The sequence below is a fragment of the Paraburkholderia sp. A1BS-2L genome, assembly GCF_051125205.1.
Taxonomy (GTDB): Bacteria; Pseudomonadota; Gammaproteobacteria; order Burkholderiales; family Burkholderiaceae; genus Paraburkholderia.
In genome coordinates, this window is record NZ_CP120429.1 from 1,261,728 (window position 1) to 1,282,346 (window position 20,619).

Genomic DNA, 20,619 nt, shown 5'->3' on the forward strand with positions numbered 1-20,619 from the left:
CCTGCCCCGTCGCGCTGGCTGTTTCCCCGTTCCGAGCGGCCTTGAACCTGACGCACCATGACTCGACAGACCCCACTGATCCGCTCTCTGCTCGCGAGCGTCGCCGCTTGCGCCGCGCTGTTGCTCAACGCCTGCGGCGGCAACTCCGAGGCCCGCACGATCACGCACACGGAGGTTGCCGTTCCGCAACTGATCGCCCATCGCGGCGGCACCGGCGACGCGCCCGAGAACACGATGATCGCCATCCGTACCGCGCTCGCGAATCGCGCCGACGCCATCTGGCTCACCGTGCAGTTGAGCAGCGATGGCGTGCCAGTCCTCTACCGCCCCGCCGATCTTTCCGCGCTGACCGACGCGCGCGGCACGGTCGCTTCGAAAAGTGCTGCGGAGCTCGCGCACATCAACGCGGGCTGGCAGTTCAAGACGCTGGACGCGTCCGGCCGCGACGCCTACCCGTACCGCAGCGCACCCGTCGGCATTCCCACGCTTGCGGACGCGCTCGCGGCGATACCGCCGGAGGTGCCCGTCATGCTCGACATGAAGGCCTTGCCCGCGGCGCCGCAGGCAGCCGCCGTGGCGCACGTGCTCGATCAGGCCGGCGCGTGGGAGCGTGTGCAGATCTATTCGACCGATGCGAGCTACCAGCAGGCGTTTGCCGCGTGGCCGCGCGCGCGCCTGTTCGAGTCGCGCGACGCCACGCGCGGGCGGCTTGCCACTGCCGCGCTCGCGCATCGCTGCGAGGCGCCGCCGCCCGCGAATGCGTGGACCGGCTTCGAATGGCGCCGCCAGGTCGATCTCGTCGAGCAGTTCACACTCGGCGAAGCGCGTTCGACGGTGGCGGACGCCACGCTCTGGTCGCCCGACGCGGTTCGGTGCTTCCGCACGAACCCCGGCGTGCATATCGTGGCGATCGCCGTCAACAACGAAGCCGACTACCGCGCAGCGGCCTGCGCGGGCGTGGATGCGGTGCTGGCGGACTCTCCACGGCAGATGGCGCCGGTGCGCGAGGCCTTGCGGTTGGGCTACACCTGTCCTTGAGCTTGGACTAACTTCGACTAACCTACGTAGTTGTACGTAGATTGCTTACGTAGTTGTCCGGTTGTGGCGCGCGGCGCGAAGGCGAATACTACACGGCCATTACATGGCGCAGTGCGCCATGCTGCGCGCCACATGTCGTCGATGCATGACGGGTGGCGGTCCTCAGCGGGCATCGCCCCCATGGGCTTAAAACCAACCATAAGACAGGAGACGGCATGAGTCGGACAACCAGCCTGATCGTCTGGACACTAGTCGCGCTGCTCGGCGCATTCGCGTTCGGCACCATCGCACTCGCGCACGGCGAGCGCATCAGCGCACTGTGGATCGTGATCTGCGCGGTGTGCGTCTATCTGATTGCGTATCGCTTCTACAGCCGCTTCATCGCCACCGCCGTCGTGCAGCTCGACGGCCTGCGCATGACGCCGGCCGTGCGCCACAACGACGGGCTCGACTACGTGCCCACCAACAAGTACGTGCTGTTCGGCCACCACTTCGCGGCCATCGCGGGCGCGGGCCCGCTGGTGGGCCCGGTGCTGGCCGCGCAGATGGGCTACATGCCCGGCATGCTGTGGATTCTCGCGGGCGTGGTGTTCGCGGGCGCGGTGCAGGACTTCGTGGTGCTGTTCCTCTCCACGCGCCGCGACGGCCGCTCGCTCGGCGACCTCGTGAAGATGGAGCTCGGCCCCATCCCCGGCGTGATCGCGCTGTTCGGCACCTTCCTCATCATGATCATCATTCTCGCGGTGCTCGCGCTGATCGTGGTGAAGGCGCTCACGAACTCGCCGTGGGGCACGTTCACCGTGGCCGCGACGATTCCCATCGCGATCTTCATGGGCCTCTACGTGCGCTACATCCGCCCGGGCAAGATCGGCGAGATCTCGATCATCGGCTTCGTGCTGCTGATGGCCGCCATCGCGTTCGGCCAGCATGTGCACGATTCGCCCACGCTCGCGGCCTGGTTCACGTTCACGGGCACGCAGCTCACGTGGATCCTGATCGGCTACGGCTTCGTGGCATCGGTGCTGCCGATCTGGCTGCTGCTCGCGCCGCGCGATTACCTCTCGACGTTCCTGAAGATCGGCACGATTCTCGCGCTCGCGATCGGCATTCTGATCGTCGCGCCGGAACTGAAGATGCCGGCCTTCACGAAGTTCATCGACGGCACCGGCCCGGTCTGGTCGGGCAACCTGTTCCCGTTCCTCTTCATCACGATCGCGTGCGGCTCGGTCTCGGGCTTCCATGCGCTGATCTCGTCGGGCACCACGCCCAAGATGCTCGATAACGAAACCAACGCGCGTTTCATCGGCTATGGCGCGATGCTGATGGAATCGTTCGTCGCGATCATGGCGCTGGTGGCCGCTTCGGTGATCGAGCCGGGCGTGTACTTCGCGATGAACGCGCCGCTCGCCGTGCTCGGCACGACGCCGGACGCCGTCGCGCAAACCGTGGGCCAGTGGGGCTTCGCGCTCACGCCGGACATGCTCACGCACACCGCGCAAGCCGTGGGCGAGACCACCATCATCGCGCGCGCGGGCGGCGCGCCCACGCTGGCCGTGGGCATGGCGCAGATCCTGCACCAGGTGATCGGCGGCGAAGCGATGATGGCGTTCTGGTATCACTTCGCCATCCTCTTCGAAGCGCTGTTCATCCTGACCGCCGTCGACGCGGGCACGCGCGCGGGCCGCTTCATGCTGCAGGATTTGCTCGGCACGTTCCACCCGTCGCTCAAGCGCACGGATTCGCTGGTCGCGAACCTCGTTGCTACCGCCCTGTGCGTGGCTGCGTGGGGCTACTTCCTCTATCAGGGCGTGGTCGATCCGCTCGGCGGCATCAACACGCTGTGGCCGCTGTTCGGCATCTCGAACCAGATGCTCGCCGGCATTGCGCTGATGCTCGCGACGGTCGTGCTCTTCAAGATGAAGCGCGAGAAGTTCGCCTGGGTCACGGCGCTGCCCACGCTCTGGCTGCTGATCTGCACGCTCACGGCCGGCTGGCAGAAGATCTTCGACAGCAACCCGAAGGTGAGCTTCGTCGCGCACGCACAGAAGCTCTCGGCGGCGCTCGCCGACGGCAAGATCGTCGCGCCCGCGAAGTCGCTGGAGCAGATGCAGCGCATGATCTTCAACGACTACGTGGACGCGGCGCTGTCCGGCCTGTTCATCTTCGTGGTGGCGAGCATCGTGGTGTACGGGCTGATTGCGATTGCGCGCGCACGCCGCAGCGACCGCCCGACCGCGCAGGAAACGCCGTACGAGGCGATGCCGGCAGGCGGTGCGGCCATCGCTGCACGGCACGGCGTGCACTAGGGCCCTGGCCGCAAGGAGCGCATCATGTTCTCGGGACTTCGCGACAACGTGCAGACGGCGGGCCGCTATCTGGGCCAGGCCATGCGCCTGATGGTGGGGCTGCCGGACTACGAGGGCTACGTCGCGCACATGCGCGCGACGCATCCCGACCGGCCGGTCATGACCTACGAGGAGTTTTTCCGCGAGCGGCAGAACGCGCGCTATGGTTCAGGCGCGGGGAAATGCTGCTGAAGACTGGCTGAGCGAACCCGTTCGACGAGCTGGCGATGCTCGTCAAAAAGCGCGATGGCAAAATCCATCGCGCTTTTTTTATGCTTCGATACGCTCAACTCCTGCTGTCCGTCGCCGTTAACTTGAACCAGATTCCACACCAATTCGATGTGTCATGGCGTACCCAACGTCGTGCCCTGATTCGAATCGTCGGGAAGCGGATTGCAAGCTTGCCGGGGACGGCAACACCTCACCTCGAACGCCTGTACAGCACGGCGTTGCACAAAGAAATCTCTCATGATCCTGCACCGACTGGGCGCCGCATGGCTTGCGCTCATCCTCGCCGCAACGGTTGCACCCGTTTGCGAAGCGCAATACTCGACCGACTGGGTGGCCAACACCTACGGCACCAGCACGACGCGCGTGGGCAACGTGGCCCGCTCGATGTGGGTCGCGCCCGAAGGCGTGATTTACACCGCGTCGATGTGGGACGAAAACGAAGGCGGCGTGGCTATTTATCAGAACGGCCAGAGCGCAGGCTCGATTGGCGGCCACGCCGATTTCCAGGGCGGTGCGATCACGGGCAACGCCACGTCGCTGTTCGTCGCGATGCAGTACAACGCGAGCTACGGCAGCGGCAGCGTCGGGCGATACAACCGCTCTAGCGGTGCGCGCGATCTGCTCATCGGCGTGAGCGCCGACACGACCGAGAAGCTCGCCGATGTCGTCACCGGGCTCGCGACCTCGGGTTCGCTGCTCTACGCCAGCGACTTCCCCGGCAACCGCGTGCGCGTGTACACCACGGCCGGCGTCTGGCAAAGCGACATCGGCGTGACGGGGCCGGGCGCGCTGGCGGTGGACGCGCTCGGCAATCTCTGGGTCGCGCAAAGGAGTGCGGGCGCGGTGCTCGAGTTCAGCCCCGGCGGCCAGCTGCTGAATACCATTCAGCTGGCTTCCGGCGCGCGGCCGTCGTCGCTGTATTTCGATGCGCAGAACGCGCAGTTGATGATCGGCGACTCCGGCCCCGACATGAACATCAAGATCTACAGCGTCACGGGCGCGCCTTCTTTCGCGGGCACCTTCGGCGTGCAGGGCGGCTATCTCGACACGACCACCGGCATCAAGGGCCAGGTGGGCGCCAAACGCTTCACGCGCGTGGCCGGCATTGGCAAGGACACCGCAGGCACGCTGTACGTGCTGAACAATCCCTGGGGCGGCTCGTGGGATCTCGGCCGCAACGGCGGCACCGACCTTCACGCCTACGATGGCGCGGGCAATCTGCGCTGGATGCTCCAGTCGCTCAACTTCGAAGGCAACGGCGCGCCCGACCCGGCCACCGACGGCGCGCGTTTCTACGGCGGCATGAACCTCTACGCGGGCACGGCTGGCGGCACCTTCGTGGCCAACACGATCGACCCGATCACGTATCCGAACGACCCGCGCATCAATCTCGCCGACCCTGCGCGCGGCGAACATTTCGCACAGGTTGCGAGCGTGAATGGGCAGCGCATTCTCGTGGCCGCCGGCCAGAACCCCGATACGTTCTACTTCTTCCATTTCAATGCAGCGAGCGGCTATATCGCCATTCCCGACTACACGCTGCCGGGGCCGGCATTCAATACGACGGCGCCGGTTCGTAATGGCTTTTGCCTCGACAGCAAGGGCGATCTCTGGGTGGGGCTCGACAAGACCAACGTGATATCCCACTATCCGCTGACCGGCTTCGATGCGAACGGCAAGCCGCTGTGGGGCGCCGCCGCGATCACCACGCCGATCCCGAGCACGATTGGACGCCTCACGCGCATCATCTACCTGCCCGAAAGCGACACGATGGTGCTCGCGGGCATCACCGGCAGCACCGACTGGACCGCGGTGGGCTCGCGCGTGGAGGTCTATCACGGCTGGCTCGCCGGCAATACGGGCGCGCCGAATCCGGTGATCACCCTTACGAGCGCGAATCCCAAGTCGATCACGGCCGCCGGCAACGAGCTGTTCGTGGGCTATGTGCACACGGTGCCCAACATCGACGCCTTCAACCTCACCACAGGCGCGCTCGACACCACGCTCATCGACAGCAGCACGAACACGGTCTACGTGGGCAACGACGTGGATTCGATGTATGGTCTGCGCGCGTATCTCCGCTCGACCGGCGAGTACGTCGTGACCAAGGACAACTACAACGGCACGAGCATCGTGGTGTACCGCTGGACGCCGCCGGTGACGGCCACGGTCATGACCGCGACCCGCACGAGCGCGGTTACGGGTACGAGCGCGACCCTGACCAAGACCGTGGCGAAGGCGATGAAGGTGATGAAAGCGGCGAAGGCGCTGCTGGTTTCGCCCTTCGGAGCGAAGTCGAAGTGACCGAAGTGAAAGCGGCGCCGCGCCGCCGCGATGCGGCGAGCTATTCCGGCGATGACACGCGCGCCGCTCGCCGCGCTTCCTGAGCGTCGCACCAGGCCTGCCACATTTGCCGATACGCGTTTTCGATATTCGCGGCAAAGCGCGGCGCATCCATGAGCGGCGACGCCTCCAGGCGCGCGCGCAGCCCCGCGCGCAACGCGGCCAGACGCGACAGATCGCGCGCGAGGTCGACGGCGATGCGCACGAAGTCTGCGTCGGTGTGCGCGACGAGCTCGGGCAGGCCGAGATTCGCCGCGATGCTTAAACCGCCCCGGCTCGCCGCCGAGCGTCCCGTGCGCGTGACGACGGGCACGCCCATCCACGACGCGTCGAGGCTCGTGGTGTGCCCGTTATACGGAAACGAGTCGAGCGCCATATCGATGCGGTGGTAGGTCTCCAGATATAGCCGGCGCGCCTGATGGCCGACGAACGCCATGCGCTCCGCGTCGATGCCCCGCTCCTGCGCGCGCGTCCTGAGCCGCTCGCGCGGCGCGCCCGGGGGCGCAAGCAACAGCAGGCGCGCGTGCGGCACGGCGGCCAGCACGCGGCTCCACAGGCGCAGCGCGTGGTCGCTGATCTTGGCCGGATTGTTCAGGCAGCCGAAGGTGAACGGCGCGCCGCCCGCCGCCGGCAATGCGTTGACTTCGAGCCCGGCGGCCTGCGCGTCGTAGCACCAGAATGCATCCGGCAGGCGCAGCGAGCGCTCGCTGTAGAGCGCGTCGCGGCCGGGCTCGCCGACGGGGTCGAGCCACGGGTCGGTGAGCCGGTAATCCATCGCCGCGCTGCCGGTCGTGCCCGGATACGCGAGCCACGCGACCTGCACTGGCGCGGGCCGCCGCGCGAACAGCAGGCGCCGTCCGCCGGCCATATGCATCGTGAGGTCGACGAGGATGTCGATGCGGTCCTCGCGGATCTGCTGCGCGAGCGCCGCGTCGCCGAGCGTGTGCACGTCGCGCCAGACATCGACGAAGCTTTTGAGGTGTTGTGTCAGAGCGTCGGGCTTCGGGACGCTCGCATAGCAGACGATCTCGAACGCCGCGCGGTCGTGGTGCGAGAACAGCGGCGCCGTGAAAAGCGCCTGGCAATGCGAACGAAAATCGGGTGAAACATAACCGATGCGCAAGCGCCGCCCGGGTGCGCGGTCGTTGGCATGCGGCGGCTGCGCGCGCGCCGCCTCGAGCAGCGACGGCTCGTAGCGCGCCGCGAAACGCCGGCATTCGTCGAGCAGCACCTGCGGGTCGTCGGTCTGAAAGGCGAGCGTGAAGATCAGGTCGCCATGCGCGATGACGGCGTCGCGGTTGCTGTCGCTGTCGCTGCCGTTGCGGTTGTCCTTGCCTGCGGATTCCTGCGCTGCCGCGAGCGCCACCGCCTTCTGGTACGAAGCCACCGATTCGTCGAGCCGCCCCATGTCGAGCAGCACGTTGCCGAGCGCCGCGTGTCCGGCCGGGTCGGCAGGATCGAGCTCGATCGCGCGATGCAGTGCGGCTTCGGCCTCGCCCAGCCGCTCGCCCTTCAGCACGAGGCCGAGGTGATGCCACGCGAGCAGATGGTCGGGCTGTAGGGCAACGGCGCGGCGCAGTGCGTCGGCGGCCTCGTCGGGGTGCGTGACGCCGATCAGCGTGCCGAGGTTGTAATGCGCGTCCGCGAGCCCGGGGTCGAGCGCGATGGCCTTGCGCGCCGCTGCTTCGGCTTGCCCGGGTTCCGTCTTCGCCAGCAAGTGCGAGAGATTGACCCACGCGATGGCGAAATCCGGCTTGATCGCCACCGCGCGCTGGAAGGCCTGCGCCGCTTCGTCGGGGCGGCGCTCGCAGAGCAGGTTGCCAAGGTTGAAGTGCGCCGCCGCCAGCGCGGGGTCCAGCTCGATCGCGCGGCGCAGCGCGGCTTCGGCTTCGTCGGGATGCGCCACGGAAAGCAGTTTCCCGAGACGGTTCCACGCGGGGGCGAAGTCCGGATCGAGTTCGAGCGCGCGGCGTAGCGCGGCCTCGGCGGCTTCGGCGGCTTCGGGTTGCATCGACACCAGCAGCGTGCCGAGGTTGAAATGCGCGTGCATGAAATCGGGGCGCAGCGCGATTGCTTGCTCGAACGCCGCGCGCGCTTCCTTGGGCTGCGTCGTGCGCAGCAGATTGCCGAGGTTGTTGTGCGCTTCCGCGAGCGCCGGATCGAGGCAGATGGCCGCGCGCAGATGGGCGTCGGTTTGCGCGGCGTCGTCGGGGCCGAAGGTATTGGCCAGGTAGAAGTGCGCGGCGGCCAGCGTGGGATCGAGCGCGAGCGCGCGGCGCAGCGCGGCGCGCGTGTCGTCGATGCGGCCTTGCGAGCGCAAGGCGTGGGCGAGATCGACGAGGCGCTGCGCATCCTGGTGTGGCGCGAGCGCCTCGCGCAACAGCGCTGCGGCTTCGGCCGCGCGGCCTTGCTGGTGCGCGATCAGGGTGGACAGATGCAGCGCCTGCGCGTGACCCGGCGCTTGCGCGAGCAAGGCTCGGCAGTGCTGCTCGGCCTCGGCCAGCTGCCCGGTGCGCCAGGCGGCGAGGGTGTCGTCGTAGAGTGGAGCCATGGTGGCGATCGGCGGGGCCGGGCCGGCGGCGCGCGCGGGCGCATCGCGGGACCGGGCGCGGCGTCCGGTAGATGGGAAACCCGGCATTGTGGCCGCCTCACCATCCCGAAAACGCCTGTTCTCGCGCCGCTGCGATCTGCCGCAACAAAAACAGAAAGGGCGCAACGGTGTGAACCGTTGCGCCCTTTCGAGCACTGAGTCTGGGCCGCTTAGCTTGCCGCGACGGTCGCGGCTTTTTTTGTCTTGGCCGCGTTCTTGATCTCTTCGAGCTTGATCTCGACGTGACGCGAGAACACGTACTCGGCCGGACGCTGGCCGTCGAGCGGGATGTCCTTGGCGAACGCGCCTTCGGTCTTCGGGCCGCTCATCGCGACCTTCATGGCCTTGAGCGGATGCGAGACCGTGTCCAGCACGGCAGTGGCCTCGAAGCCGCAGTGAACCATGCAGTTCGCGCACTTCTCGTACTTGCCCGTGCCGTACTTGTCCCAGTCGGTCGTTTCCATCAGTTCCTTGAAGGTCTTCACGTAACCTTCGCCGACCAGATAGCAGGGCTTTTGCCAGCCGAACACCGTGCGCGCCGGGTTGCCCCACGGCGTGCATTCGTAGGTCTGGTTGCCGGCCAGGAAGTCGAGGAACAGGCTCGACTGGCTGAACGACCACTTCTTGCCGTTGTTGCCGCGCTTGAAGATCTCGCGGAACAGGTTCTTGGTTTTCTCGCGGTTCAGGAAGTGCTGCTGGTCCGGTGCGCGCTCATACGCATAGCCCGGCGACACCGTGATGCCGTCGACGCCGATCTCGCCGACCGTGTCGAAGAACTTCGCCACGCGCTCGGGCACGGCGTCGTTGAACAGCGTGCAGTTGATGTTCACGCGGAAACCGCGGCGCTTGGCTTCCTTGATGGCCGCGACGGCCTTGTCATAGGTGCCTTCCTGGGAAACCATGTGGTCGTGCGTTTCGCGGTCGCCGTCGAGGTGCACCGACCAGACGAAGTACGGGCTCGGCTCGTAGTCGTCCATCTTCTTTTCCATCAGCAGCGCGTTCGTGCACAGGTACACGAACTTCTTGCGCGCCATGATGCCCTTGACGATCTGCGGCATTTCTTTGTGCAGGAGCGGCTCGCCGCCTGCAATGGAGACGACCGGCGCGCCGCACTCGTCGACGGCTTCCAGGCACTCTGCCAGCGACAGGCGCTGGTTCAGGATGGGATCCGGATAGTCGATCTTGCCGCAGCCGTTGCAGGCCAGGTTGCAGCGGAACAGCGGCTCGAGCATCAGCGCGAGCGGATAGCGCTTGTTGCCGCTGAAATGCTGGCGAAAGATGTACGAGCCAACGCGGACTTTTTGTAGCAGCGGAATAGACAAAGCGTGTCCTCCTTAAACTTCGCGCGCGACGAGCGGTTGCAACAGCTTCGACGGCAGCTTGAATTCGACTTTTTCTTCACGGCCCGCCATCGTCGAGACCTCGACAGGCCCCAACGCGCGCAGCGCGTCAATCACGTTTTCCACCATTTCCTCGGGCGCCGACGCACCGGCCGTGATGCCCACGGTTTGCGCGTTGGCAAACCACTCGGGCTTCACTTCCGAGCCGTCTGCGACGAGATAGCTCGCCACGCCCGTTTCGCTGCCGATCTCGCGCAGGCGATTCGAGTTCGAACTGTTGGTCGCGCCCACCACCAGCAGCACGTCCACCTGGATGGACAATTCGCGCACCGCGGCCTGGCGGTTTTGCGTGGCATAGCAGATGTCGCGCGTGTCCGGGCCGACGATGTCGGAAAAGCGGGTGATTAGCGCGTCGATGATGCCGCGCGTGTCGTCCACCGACAGCGTGGTCTGCGTCACGTAGGCGAGCGGCGCGTCGAGCGGCAGGTCGAGCTTCGCCACATCGGCTTCGCTCTGCACCAGCAGCACGGTGCCGGGAATCTGGCCGATCGTGCCTTCCACTTCCGGGTGACCGGCGTGGCCGATCAGGATCAGCGTGCGGCCAGCCGCGACGTACTGGCGGCCCTGCACGTGAACCTTGGTGACGAGCGGACAGGTTGCATCCAGCACGTCGAGGCCGCGTTCGTCGGCGGCCTGCTCGACCGTCTTGGCCACGCCGTGGGCGCTGAAAATGGCGACCGCGCCCTCGGGCACTTCGTCGAGCTCTTCCACGAAACGCGCGCCCTTGTTACGCAGGTTTTCGACCACGTGGCGATTGTGGACGATTTCATGGCGCACGTAGACCGGCGCGCCGTGTTTCTGCAATGCGCGGTCGACGATCTCGATAGCGCGGACAACCCCCGCACAAAAGCCGCGGGGTTGAGCAAGGATGACTCGCATAAGGTGGCGAACTCCGACTGCCGCGGATTTTCGAACAAGCCGTGAAAGACCCGTTCGCCGCGGCCATCATATTAATAAGGTGCTGAGATCCGCACGTATCCGCAGAAAGGCGGGGCGGAAAAAACCAGACGCGCATTTTAACCCCTTCGCCGCCGCTTTGCTGCGCGGCGCGCGGGAAGGTGCGGCGTGCATACGACGCCAATCAGCGTGGCCCCTTTTTTTCATGCGCTTTTCGGCGGCGCGACGGCCTTGCCGCTAGACGGCCCATGGCGGCCTCGGCTACCTTGCGCAGTGCAACATGATGCGGGAACCCTTAAACTAACGTCCCCGCGCATCGGCCGGCCTGCGTCGTGCGGGACCGACCCCAATCTGGACGCTTCATGGAACCCGACCAACACGACGATTTTCCGGTAGCGCGCATTTTGCTGCCGAAGGCGCTCAGAGCGCCTGTCGGCGTGATCTACCATGTCGCGCGCACCCTCGACGACATCGCCGACGAAGGCGACTGGAGCGTCGAAGAGCGCCATCTGCGCCTCGCCGACTTTCGCGCCGGGCTCGACGCCGTGGCGCAAGGGCGTCTCGCGCCCGTGCACCCCGCGCTGTTCGCGCGGCTCGCGAAAGTGATGTACCAATGCCGGCTGCCGCTGGAGCCGTTCTACGACCTGGTCTCGGCGTTCGATCAGGACATCCGCACCACGCGTTACGCCGACCGCCACGATCTGCTCGATTTTTGCCGCCGCTCGGCCAACCCGATCGGGCGCCTGATGCTGCACCTGATCGACGAGGCCACGCCCGAGAATCTCGCCGATTCCGACGCCATCTGCACCGCCTTGCAGCTCATCACTTTCTTGCAGGACGTGCGGGCCGACTGGAGCCGGGGCCGCATCTATCTCCCGCAGGCCGACCGCGAGCGCATGCAGGTGAGCGACGCGCAGATCGCCGCGGGCCGGGTGGACGACGCCTGGCGCGCGCTGATGGCGCACGAAGTGGCGCACGCGCGCGCGCTCATGCTGAGCGGCGCGCCGCTCGCGCTGCGCGTGCCGGGCCGCTTCGGGCTCGAGTTGTGCAGCGTCGTGCATGGCGGCTTGCGCATGCTGGAGATCATCGAGCGCAGCGGCTACGACGTGTTTCGCGCGCGGCCCCGGCTGGGCGCGGCCGACTGGGCCGTGGTGCTGCTGCGCACCGGCGCAATGTGGCTGTCGCGCCGCCTGGGGGCGCCTTCGATAGAGAGCAACAACGCATGATGACAACGATCCTCTTTGCCGTGTCCTGTCTTTCTCTGCTGATCTGGCTCGTGCTGCTGTTCGCGCGGGGCGGCTTCTGGCGCGCGCGTCCCGCCGCGCCGCTGCCCCTGGTCGAGCCCGCGGCGGGCTGGCCGGCGGCGTGCGCCGTGGTGCCGGCGCGCAACGAGGCGGACGCGATCGGCGAGGCTGTCGCATCGCTGCTCCAGCAGGACTACGGCGGCGAGTTTCACGTCATCGTGATCGACGACCACAGCACCGACGGCACTGCAGAAGCCGCACGCGCCGCCGCGCTCGCGCTGCAATGCCCGGAAAAGCTCACGGTGGTGAGCGCGAAGCCGCTGCCTGCGGGCTGGTCCGGCAAGGTGTGGGCGCAGTCGCAGGGCATCGAGGCGGTGCGCACGCTGGGCCTGAACGCCGACTATCTGCTCCTGACCGACGCCGACATCGGCCATCCGCCCGAGGCCCTCGCGCAACTCGTGGTGCGCGCGCAGGCCGAGCAGCGCGACCTCGTCTCGCTGATGGTGCGCCTGCGCTGCGACTCGTTCTGGGAGAAGGCGCTGATCCCGGCATTCGTGTTCTTTTTCGCGAAGCTCTACCCGTTCTCGTGGGTCAACAATCCGCGCAACAAGACGGCGGCGGCGGCGGGCGGCTGCATGCTGGTGCGCCGCAAGGCGCTGGAGGAAGCGGGCGGCATCGAGTCGATCCGCGCCGAGCTCATCGACGATTGCAGTCTGGCCGCGCGCATCAAGCATCGCGGCGAAGGCCATCATCCGATCCGCCTCGACGTGGCGGCGAAGAGCGTCTCGCTGCGCCCCTACGATTCCTGGAAGGACATCTGGAACATGATCGCGCGCACGGCGTTCACGCAGCTTCATTACTCGGCGTGGCAGCTCGCAGGCACGATCCTCGGCATGACGGTGATCTACCTCGCGCCGCCCGTGGTCGCGCTCGTGCTCGGTCCGCTCGGCTGGCCCGCGTGGATGGCATGGGCGCTGATGTGCTGCGCTTATGCGCCGATGCTCGCGTACTATCGCCGTTCGCCGCTGTGGGCACCGTTTTTGCCGCTCGTCGCGCTGTTTTATGTGGGGGCCACGTTCGCTTCGGCGTGGCGCTTCTGGCGCGGCAAGGGCGGGCAGTGGAAGGCGCGCGTGCAGGCGCCGGTGCAGGGGCGGTGAGCGAGCGGGGCGGGTCTCGTCGTTTTTGACGTGGGTGGGGTAAATCTGGCTTCTTCTGTTGTTGCGACACGCGTATCGACTTAACTTGGCGCGATCGTGACGGACAGGAGCGGCAATGCCGGCGCAGTGCTTTTACAACCTCAAGTCAGTTCGGCCTGTTCGGCGCCGTGGGTATCGAAGGGCATGAAGCCGTTGTCGCGGGTCTGTTGCTTGCGTTGAGTTTCGCGATTTCGGGCGTCATTGTTGCGGCCGGCGCCGTGCTGCTGCGCCGCCGCTGAACCTATGCCGGCGCCGCCGCTCAGCGCTGCGTCACCATCATGTACATCTGCACGATCATGTCGGGCGAGAACACGAACGGCACCCAGCCGTGACCCGTGTGCCGCATGACCAGCAGACGGTCGCCGTTCGACTGCTTCTGCACGGCGATCATCGGGTTCTTCGTCGAAGCAAAGCGCCAGCCCTGCGGAATCGCGGGCGGCGGCTCGGGCTGCATCGAGGCGCGCGCGTTCGCGAGCTCCTCGATCAATTGGCCCACTTGCATCGGATGCAGCGATACCGTCTGGCCGCCGATCGTCATCGTGATCTCGTTCGCCGAGGGGCGGCCGACTTCCAGCGTGGGCGTCGGGGCTTGGGCTTCCTGCACCGCGGGTTCGGCAGATTCCGCGGGTTCGGCCTGCGGCTCGGGCACGGGCGCTGCCGCAACGGCGGGCGTTTGCGGCTCGGCAAGCGCCGTCGCGAGAGCAGGTTCGGGAGCTGCCGCAACGGCTGCGCGAGAGGCAAGCGCGGCGCTGGCGGCCTGAATAAGCTGATCGACGCCTGCGTCGAGCGCGCCAATCTGATCTTGAAGATTCATGCGAGGCTTCTCTGGTAAGACCCGCGATTTTACCTACAGCGCACGCGGGTGTCCCGCGCGACGTTGTAATGAGGTCGCAACAAAAGTTGTAACAATTTGCTCCGCCAGTGCGTGGCGCGCGGCGCGCGGCGCTTATTTCGCGCCCAGATACCCTGCCTCGCGGAACCACGCGAGCGCGTCTTCGAGGCCCTGGCGATAAGGCCGCGCACGGTAGCCGAGCTCGCGCTCCGCCTTCGCCGACGTGAAGTACATCTTGTTCTTCGACATCTTGAGCGCGTCGACGGTCACGAACGGCTCGCGCTTCGTGAAGCGCGCCACGGCCTCCGCACCCATGGCGAGCGGATAGAGCGGCCAGCGCGGCAGCGCGATCGTGGGCGGCTTGCGCCCCACGATGCCCGCGATGTCAGCCAGCATCTGCTGCAGCGGCAGGTTCTCGCCGCCGAGGATATAGCGCTCGCCGATGCGTCCGTGCTCGAGCGCGAGGAAGTGGCCGTTCGCGACATCGTCGACGTGCACGAGGTTCAGCCCCGTGTCGACGAACGCGGGAATCTTGCCCGTCGCGGCCTCGACGATGATGCGGCCCGTGGGCGTGGGCTTCACGTCGCGCGGGCCGATCGGCGTGGACGGATTGACGATCACGGCGGGCAGGCCGTCGCGCTCGATCATGCGCTCCACGGCGCGCTCCGAGAGCACCTTGCTGCGCTTGTACACGCCGATGGCCTGGTCCGCCGTGAGCGGCGAGGTTTCGTCGGCGGAGTTGCCCGAGCTCGTGACCTTGAGCGTGGCCACGCTGCTCGTGTAGACGATGCGCTCCACGCCTGCGTCGAGCGCGGCGCGCATGGTGGCTTCGGCGCCTTCGAGATTGGCGCGCTCGATCTCGTGCGGGTCGGGTGCCCAGAGCCGATAGTCGGCGGCGACGTGAAAGAGGTAGCGCACGCCGGTTAGCGCCTTGCGCATCGAAGCGGCGTCGCGCATGTCGCCGGTGACGATTTCGGCGTCGAGCGCCTCGAGATTCTTGCGTGGGCTCGTCGCGCGCACCAGCACGCGCACGGCGTAGCCTTTGTCCTGCGCGATGCGGGCGACGGCCGAGCCCACGAAGCCGGACGCGCCGGTGATCAGCACGAGGTCCTTGTTGGCGCGGGAGGTGTCGGTCATTCTGGATTTGCTTGCGGGTTCGAAGAGCGGCGCGGTGCGTCGCTGGCGTGGCAGGGATTGTACGTGGCGCGCGGCGGCAGAGTCACGGCGCGGCGTCTACAATGCCTGGCGTAATGGACGCATGCGGGACGCACCGCAGGACGCACCGCAAAGGGAGAACGAACGATGAGCGAACCGGATCTGGATGCACGCCTTGAAACGTACTACGTGCGCGTGCGCGGAACGGTGCAGGGCGTGGGCTTTCGCCACGCGACGGTGCGCCAGGCGCACGCGCTTCGCATTCGCGGCTATGTCGCCAACATGGAGGACGGCTCGGTGGAGGCCGTGATCCAGGGCAGCGCGAACCAGGTGGACCGCATGCTGTCCTGGCTGCGCCACGGCCCGCCCGCCGCGCGCGTGAGTTCGGTGGAAAGCGAGGAGCGGCGCACCGAGAAACGCTACGAGCGTTTCGAGCAGCACTGAGGCGGCCCGGCCCTGCTGCGCCTCCGCCGCAACCTCACGCGGCAGCCAGCAGGCTCTCCGCGAATCCCCATTCCTTCTCGACCCACTGCCGCGCGCATTCGAAGCCCGCATCCGCTGCGATCGCGGGGATTTCGTCGGCGTGGTACTTGTGGCTGCTCTCGGTCCAGATCGTCTCGTCCGCCTCCAGCTCGACCGCGAGCCGCGCCGCGCCCACGCGCGCCGAGACGCGCCGCCGCGCGCGCAGATGCATCTCGACGCTGCGCGCATCGGGATTGAAACGCGCGACGTGTTCGAAGTCGTGCAGGTCGAAGTCGCCGTCGAGTTCGCGGTTGATGCGCGCGAGCAGGTTCAGGTTGAACGCGGCGGTCGCGCCGATGGCGTCGTCGTAGGCGGCGATCAGCGTGGGCACGGGTTTCACGAGATCGGTGCCCAGCAAGAGCGTGTCACCCTCACGCAGCATCGCGCGGATGGCGCGCAGGAAGCGCGTCGCCGCGAGACGCGCGAAATTGCCGATCGTGCTGCCGAGAAACAGCACGCACAGGCGCTCGCCTTGCTTGCGCTGGCGGCTCACCTCGGCGAGCCCGGCCAGGTAATCGCGCTCGTAGCCGACGATAGAGATGCGCTCGATGTCGGCGAGTTCGCGCCGGCATAGCTGCAAGGCACTGCGCGAGATCTCGATCGGGCAATACGACGTGGGCGAGGTCGGGCGTTTGCGCGAAAGCGCTTCGAGAATGCGGCGCGTCTTGCGTCCGCTGCCGCTGCCGAGTTCGGCGACGATGACATCGGCGGGCAGTGCCTCGACGATTTCAGCGGCGTGGCGCGTGAGCAGGCGTTCCTCGGCGCGCGTGACGCCGTATTCGGGCAGCACCGTGATCACCTCGAACAGCGCCGAGCCGACTTCGTCGTAGAGGTACTTCGACGGCAGTTCTTTTTGCGGCGCGTGGGTGAGGCCTGCGCGGACCTCGGCGGCAAAATCGGCGGCGAAGCCGGAAAGCGCATTCGGCTGCGCATTGGAACGGGAGGAACGGGCGGGACGGGACGCGGATTGGGTCATGCGCACTCCTGTGTGCGTTGGACGGCTGGCGGCTGCTGCGCAGAAGGTCTCGTTCGCGCGCGCGGCTGCAGGGCGGCTCCGTGGAAAGATTTACGTTCTAGTCCATTGCAGCAGACATTTCACGGACTATGTTGCGGATCTCGCTGCTCCGGCGGACGCCGCATTGCCCGTGCCCGCCGCCCCGGCGCGGTGCGCGGCACATTAGAATCGGGCTGACGGCGTGGCAACGCCCTCGGCCGCTAATTCAATAGCCGATTCAAATGACAATATTTTTTCCAACGCTTCCCCGGCTTTTCATGGAGGCCGGCGTGCGTTTCGCCGTGCGGCGCAATTTGAGCGCGCGCACTTGCGCGGCGTTTTCTCCACGCCCGCGCGGCGCCTCGCCATGTCGGTGAATACGTACGAACCCAGGCGCGGCATCACGCTTTCCGTGGGGGCGTCCACGCTGTTCGCGCTGATGTCCAGCTACACCCTGCTGCTGGCCCCGCTCGACGGGCTCGATATCTTCGCCTGGCGCGTGATCTGGACGGCGCCCGGCGCACTCGCGCTGGTGATCTTGCGCTCGCGCGCGCCGCAGCTCGTGGAGTTGCTCGTGCGCGCGTTCAGGGAGCCGCGCATCGCGCTCATGCTCGTGGCCAGCGCAGGGCTGCTCGGCCTGCAGTTGTGGGTGTTCCTCTGGGCGCCGCTGCACGGACGCCTGCTGGAAGTCTCGCTCGGCTATTTCATGCTGCCGCTCGTGATGGTGCTGGTGGGCCGCTACTACTACCACGAGCGGCTCGAAGCGCTGCAATGGATCGCGGTCGCGTGCGCGGCCGTGGGCGTCGCGCACGAGCTCTGGGTGACGCACGCGTTCTCGTGGCCGACGCTGCTCGTCGCGTTCGGCTATCCGCCGTACTTCGTGCTGCGCCGCAAGATTCACGCGGATTCGCTCGTGACCTTCTCGATCGAAATGGTGCTGCTGCTGCCGGTGGCCGCCATCGAAGTGCACGCGGGCGGCTCGCTCGCGCTGCTCGGCTCGCACAAGCTGCTGGCGTGGCTGCTGCTGCCGGGACTGGGCGTGATCAGCACCGTGGCGCTCGCGTGCTATCTGAAGGCGAGCCGCCTGCTGCCGATGGCGCTCTTCGGCGTTCTCGGCTATGTCGAGCCGGTGCTGCTCGTGATCGTCTCGGTGGTGCTGCTGGGCGAGCCGTTCGGGCTGCGCGAGCTGGGAACCTACGTGCCGATCTGGATTGCCGTCGCGCTGACGGCCGTTCATGGCGCGCGGCTGGTGAAGCTATCGGCGGGATGATCCGGTTACGGCCGGGCCGCGTGCCCGCGCGGAGGATTGATGCGCGTGGGCCCCGCCTTGGCCTCGATGGCCGCGCGCAAGGCCGGACGCCAGCCGAGCCCGAACAGCGCCTCGGCAAGCACGAAAAGCGGGCCGATGACGAGTCCGATCAGGTCGTCGGCGAACGCGGGCTTGCGGTGCTCCCACGCGATGTGCCCGACGAACTGGAACACCCACCCCACCACGAAAAGTCCGATGCCGCCTGCGAGCCAGGCCACTGTGCCTTGCTGCGCGAGCCACGCGCCGAACCCGAGGCAGGCCGCCGAGACGACGGCCATCATGAGGCCGAGCGGCACGTCGAGCACGAGGTAATAGAGCGTCGCGGCGCCGAACAGCAGCCATGCGGGCGAAAGCGGCCACGCCGCGAGGTGCCCCCAGACGGGGCGCGACAGCAGCACGGCGAGCGCGAGCACGATCATCGGAATGCCGATGCAGTGCGTGGCGATGTTGCGGGCGTCGCGATGGTATTCGGCGTACTGCGTGAGCTGATCGGTCAGGTTTCTCATGAGCGCCTCGTTGTCTCCACACGGATTATGACGTTGTGATGGCCTCGCAGCGCCGCGACGCGCCTGTATCGACATTGATTGATAGCATCAACATCGATACATCAAGCAAGACTGCCCGTGTGGCGCATGGCTGCGCCGTTGCGGCAGCGCGCCGTTTGCACCGACAATGACGCCGGCTTGCCGCCCATAACCCCACGCCTCTGACCGTGGCGCTTTCCGATTCCGCTTCATGAACAACCGCAATAACCGTGTTGTGGCCGCCTTCGATTTCGACGGCACCATTACCACGTCCGACAGTTTCCGCGCCTTCATGCTCGATGCCGCCGGCAACGCGCGCTTCGCGCTCGCCGTGCTGCGCTGCCTGCCGTGGCTCGCGGGCATCGCGCCCGGCTGGTCCGACCGGGGCCGCACCAAGGCACGCTTTCTTTATGCGGCGCTCGGCCCGGTGCGCCGCGAAATACTCGACGCCGCCGCACAGCGCTTCGTCGACACGCGCCTGCCTGCGATGCTGCGCCCCGAGATGCTCGCGCGCATCCGCGAGCATCAGGCGCTCGGGCACGAGGTGGTGCTCGTGAGCGCGTCGCCTTCGATTTATCTGCGCAAGTGGGCGCCGCGCGTGGGCATCGGCACGGTGCTCGCAAGCGAGCTCGAATGGCGCGAGGGGGGCTACACTGGGCGGCTCGTGGGCCGCAATTGCTGGGGCCCGGAAAAGGTCGCCCGGCTGCGCGCATGGTGGGGCGAGCACGCGCCCGCGACGCTCTATGCCTATGGCGACAGCCGCGGCGACCGCGAAATGGCCCAGCTCGCGAATCACGCGTGGATACGCGGTGAAGCCGCGCTGCCGCCGCTTGCGGCTGGAGGGGGATTTGGCGCGGTGGCGTAGCATCCGCGCGGCAGACGCTTCGACCCGGCTGAAGGCCGGCCCGTGGATACACGCACAGAAGGAGACAATCCCATGACTGGACAATGGACCCAGGTGAAGTCGCGCGCCGGCGGCGAATTCCGCGCCTACACGGCGCTGCCGCCGGAGGGCAGCGGCCCGGGCCTCGTGCTGCTGCAAGAGATTTTCGGCGTGAACGCATCCATGCGCGCGATGGCCGACCGTTATGCCTTATAGGACGGGCGTTTCCCGTGAAGTCCGATTCCGCACCCTCTCACTCTCCTTTCATACGCCTTTCAATTATGCCCTTTTAGGTTAAGCTCCGGTTCCGTACGGATTCCGTACGCAAACTAGGAGAGGAAGATGATTAACCCGATTGGAACAAGGACGGCACGCGAAAAACTCGCGCCGCGTAGGGAGCCGTATTTCGTCCGCTTACGGGCGGGCCTATACGTAGGGTTCCGAAGGCTAGAGGAAGGCGAGGGAACATGGATCGCGCGGCGGCGCGCACCGGACGGAAAGCAACGCTACTCCTCGCTCGGCACCCTCCCGGACTACGACTCAGCCGCAGCGGCGTGTCTCGAATGGGAGGCGCGGCAAAGTGAAGGGTCCGCACCTGCTGAAGCCTCGGAGCCTTCATCTTCAACATGCACCGTCAAACAGGCCTGCGCTGTATACGTAGAGAACCAGAGAATCCACAAGGGCGAGAAGGCCGCCAATGGATCAGCCGCCAGGTTCCGCCGCCTAGTGGACAACCGGGCTATCGGCGCGTTGGCCCTTTCTGCGCTTCGAAGTGTGCATATACACTCTTGGGTCGCCGCGCAGGTGGCCGGGAAGCCGGAAGGCGAGGAGATGCGGAAGGCGAGGGACACGGCGAATCGAAACTTGTCCAGCCTGAAGGCCGCGCTGAACTTCGCATATCGCACGGGACTGTGTACGAGCGATAGAGCATGGCGGCACGTAACGCGATTTAAGGGCGTAGGCAGGCGGCGGCAAGGCTTCGTGTGCGCCTCGGACCGCGAGCGGCTTCTACAGTGTTCCCCTACAGATTTTCGCGCCTTCGTTACGGCGCTACTCCTTACCGCCGCGCGACCGGGCGAGATAGCGGGCGTGCGCGTGGGCGATCTAGACATCGCG

The 20,619-nt window shown here is 66.8% G+C and carries 16 protein-coding genes and 1 pseudogene; 10 read left to right on the forward strand and 7 right to left on the reverse strand.

Annotated features, from left to right (window positions below; genetic code table 11):
- Nucleotides 1–57: 57 nt before the first annotated feature.
- The 4 genes from P5W98_RS20410 to P5W98_RS20425 all read left to right on the forward strand — a co-directional run bounded on the left by P5W98_RS20410 (nt 58) and on the right by P5W98_RS20425 (nt 5,918).
- Complete coding sequence (locus tag P5W98_RS20410; RefSeq protein ID WP_421026272.1) at nt 58–1,038, forward strand: glycerophosphodiester phosphodiesterase family protein; 981 nt, start codon at nt 58–60, stop codon at nt 1,036–1,038.
- Nucleotides 1,039–1,253: 215 nt separating this feature from the next.
- Nucleotides 1,254–3,344: a carbon starvation CstA family protein gene (locus P5W98_RS20415; RefSeq protein ID WP_421026271.1), complete on the forward strand. Its 2,091-nt coding sequence runs from the start codon at nt 1,254–1,256 to the stop codon at nt 3,342–3,344.
- 24 nt (nt 3,345–3,368) lie between these two features.
- Nucleotides 3,369–3,575: a YbdD/YjiX family protein gene (locus tag P5W98_RS20420; RefSeq protein ID WP_321911701.1), complete on the forward strand. Its 207-nt coding sequence runs from the start codon at nt 3,369–3,371 to the stop codon at nt 3,573–3,575.
- A 276-nt stretch (nt 3,576–3,851) separates the two neighbouring features.
- Nucleotides 3,852–5,918 (forward strand): SMP-30/gluconolactonase/LRE family protein, encoded by a 2,067-nt coding sequence (locus P5W98_RS20425; protein ID WP_421026270.1) that lies wholly within the window; start codon nt 3,852–3,854, stop codon nt 5,916–5,918.
- A gap of 40 nt (nt 5,919–5,958) precedes the next feature.
- Here the strand turns inward: P5W98_RS20425 and P5W98_RS20430 are convergent, their stop codons facing one another.
- From P5W98_RS20430 to ispH, 3 genes are all read right to left on the reverse strand, one after another.
- Complete coding sequence (locus P5W98_RS20430) at nt 5,959–8,508, reverse strand: tetratricopeptide repeat protein (RefSeq protein WP_421026269.1); 2,550 nt, start codon at nt 8,506–8,508, stop codon at nt 5,959–5,961.
- Nucleotides 8,509–8,717: 209 nt separating this feature from the next.
- Entirely contained in the window at nt 8,718–9,869 is a 1,152-nt protein-coding gene (gene hpnH, locus P5W98_RS20435) for an adenosyl-hopene transferase HpnH (RefSeq protein WP_421026268.1), read from the reverse strand.
- Nucleotides 9,870–9,881: 12 nt separating this feature from the next.
- Nucleotides 9,882–10,826 carry a 4-hydroxy-3-methylbut-2-enyl diphosphate reductase gene (ispH, locus tag P5W98_RS20440; RefSeq protein WP_421026267.1) on the reverse strand — a complete coding sequence of 315 codons (945 nt, stop codon included), beginning with the start codon at nt 10,824–10,826 and terminating at the stop codon, nt 9,882–9,884.
- Nucleotides 10,827–11,206: 380 nt separating this feature from the next.
- On the opposite strand from ispH, the gene hpnC reads away from it, so the two are divergent.
- Both hpnC and P5W98_RS20450 read left to right on the forward strand, forming a co-directional pair.
- Nucleotides 11,207–12,070: a squalene synthase HpnC gene (gene hpnC / locus P5W98_RS20445; RefSeq protein ID WP_421026266.1), complete on the forward strand. Its 864-nt coding sequence runs from the start codon at nt 11,207–11,209 to the stop codon at nt 12,068–12,070.
- Nucleotides 12,067–13,245, forward strand: a complete 1,179-nt coding sequence (locus tag P5W98_RS20450; protein ID WP_421026265.1) for a glycosyltransferase — start codon at nt 12,067–12,069, stop codon at nt 13,243–13,245. Before hpnC ends, P5W98_RS20450 begins: the two co-directional genes overlap by 4 nt.
- A gap of 298 nt (nt 13,246–13,543) precedes the next feature.
- Here P5W98_RS20450 and P5W98_RS20455 read toward each other — a convergent pair whose 3' ends face one another.
- Nucleotides 13,544–14,098, reverse strand: coding sequence for a hypothetical protein (locus P5W98_RS20455; protein WP_421026264.1), 555 nt, complete (start codon nt 14,096–14,098; stop codon nt 13,544–13,546).
- 132 nt (nt 14,099–14,230) lie between these two features.
- Nucleotides 14,231–15,253, reverse strand: a complete 1,023-nt coding sequence (gene hpnA / locus P5W98_RS20460; protein ID WP_421026263.1) for a hopanoid-associated sugar epimerase — start codon at nt 15,251–15,253, stop codon at nt 14,231–14,233.
- A gap of 165 nt (nt 15,254–15,418) precedes the next feature.
- On the opposite strand from hpnA, the gene P5W98_RS20465 reads away from it, so the two are divergent.
- A complete protein-coding gene (locus P5W98_RS20465; protein WP_421026262.1) occupies nt 15,419–15,715 on the forward strand; it encodes an acylphosphatase in 297 nt (98 codons plus the stop codon).
- 34 nt (nt 15,716–15,749) lie between these two features.
- Here the strand turns inward: P5W98_RS20465 and egtD are convergent, their stop codons facing one another.
- On the reverse strand, nt 15,750–16,769 hold the full coding sequence (gene egtD / locus P5W98_RS20470; RefSeq protein WP_421026261.1) for an L-histidine N(alpha)-methyltransferase: 1,020 nt from the start codon (nt 16,767–16,769) through the stop codon (nt 15,750–15,752).
- Nucleotides 16,770–17,154: 385 nt separating this feature from the next.
- Here egtD and rarD point away from each other — a divergent pair, with 385 nt between their 5' ends.
- Nucleotides 17,155–18,057, forward strand: a complete 903-nt coding sequence (gene rarD, locus P5W98_RS20475; RefSeq protein ID WP_421026260.1) for an EamA family transporter RarD — start codon at nt 17,155–17,157, stop codon at nt 18,055–18,057.
- A gap of 5 nt (nt 18,058–18,062) precedes the next feature.
- On the opposite strand, the gene P5W98_RS20480 is transcribed toward rarD, so the two are convergent.
- Complete coding sequence (locus P5W98_RS20480) at nt 18,063–18,602, reverse strand: DUF962 domain-containing protein (RefSeq protein ID WP_421026259.1); 540 nt, start codon at nt 18,600–18,602, stop codon at nt 18,063–18,065.
- A 229-nt stretch (nt 18,603–18,831) separates the two neighbouring features.
- On the opposite strand from P5W98_RS20480, the gene P5W98_RS20485 reads away from it, so the two are divergent.
- Both P5W98_RS20485 and P5W98_RS20490 read left to right on the forward strand, forming a co-directional pair.
- Nucleotides 18,832–19,485, forward strand: a complete 654-nt coding sequence (locus tag P5W98_RS20485) for an HAD family hydrolase (RefSeq protein WP_421026258.1) — start codon at nt 18,832–18,834, stop codon at nt 19,483–19,485.
- Between the two features lie 72 nt (nt 19,486–19,557).
- A pseudogene (locus P5W98_RS20490) lies at nt 19,558–19,713 on the forward strand (dienelactone hydrolase family protein); the annotation flags it as partial.
- Between the last annotated feature and the right edge of the window lie 906 nt (nt 19,714–20,619).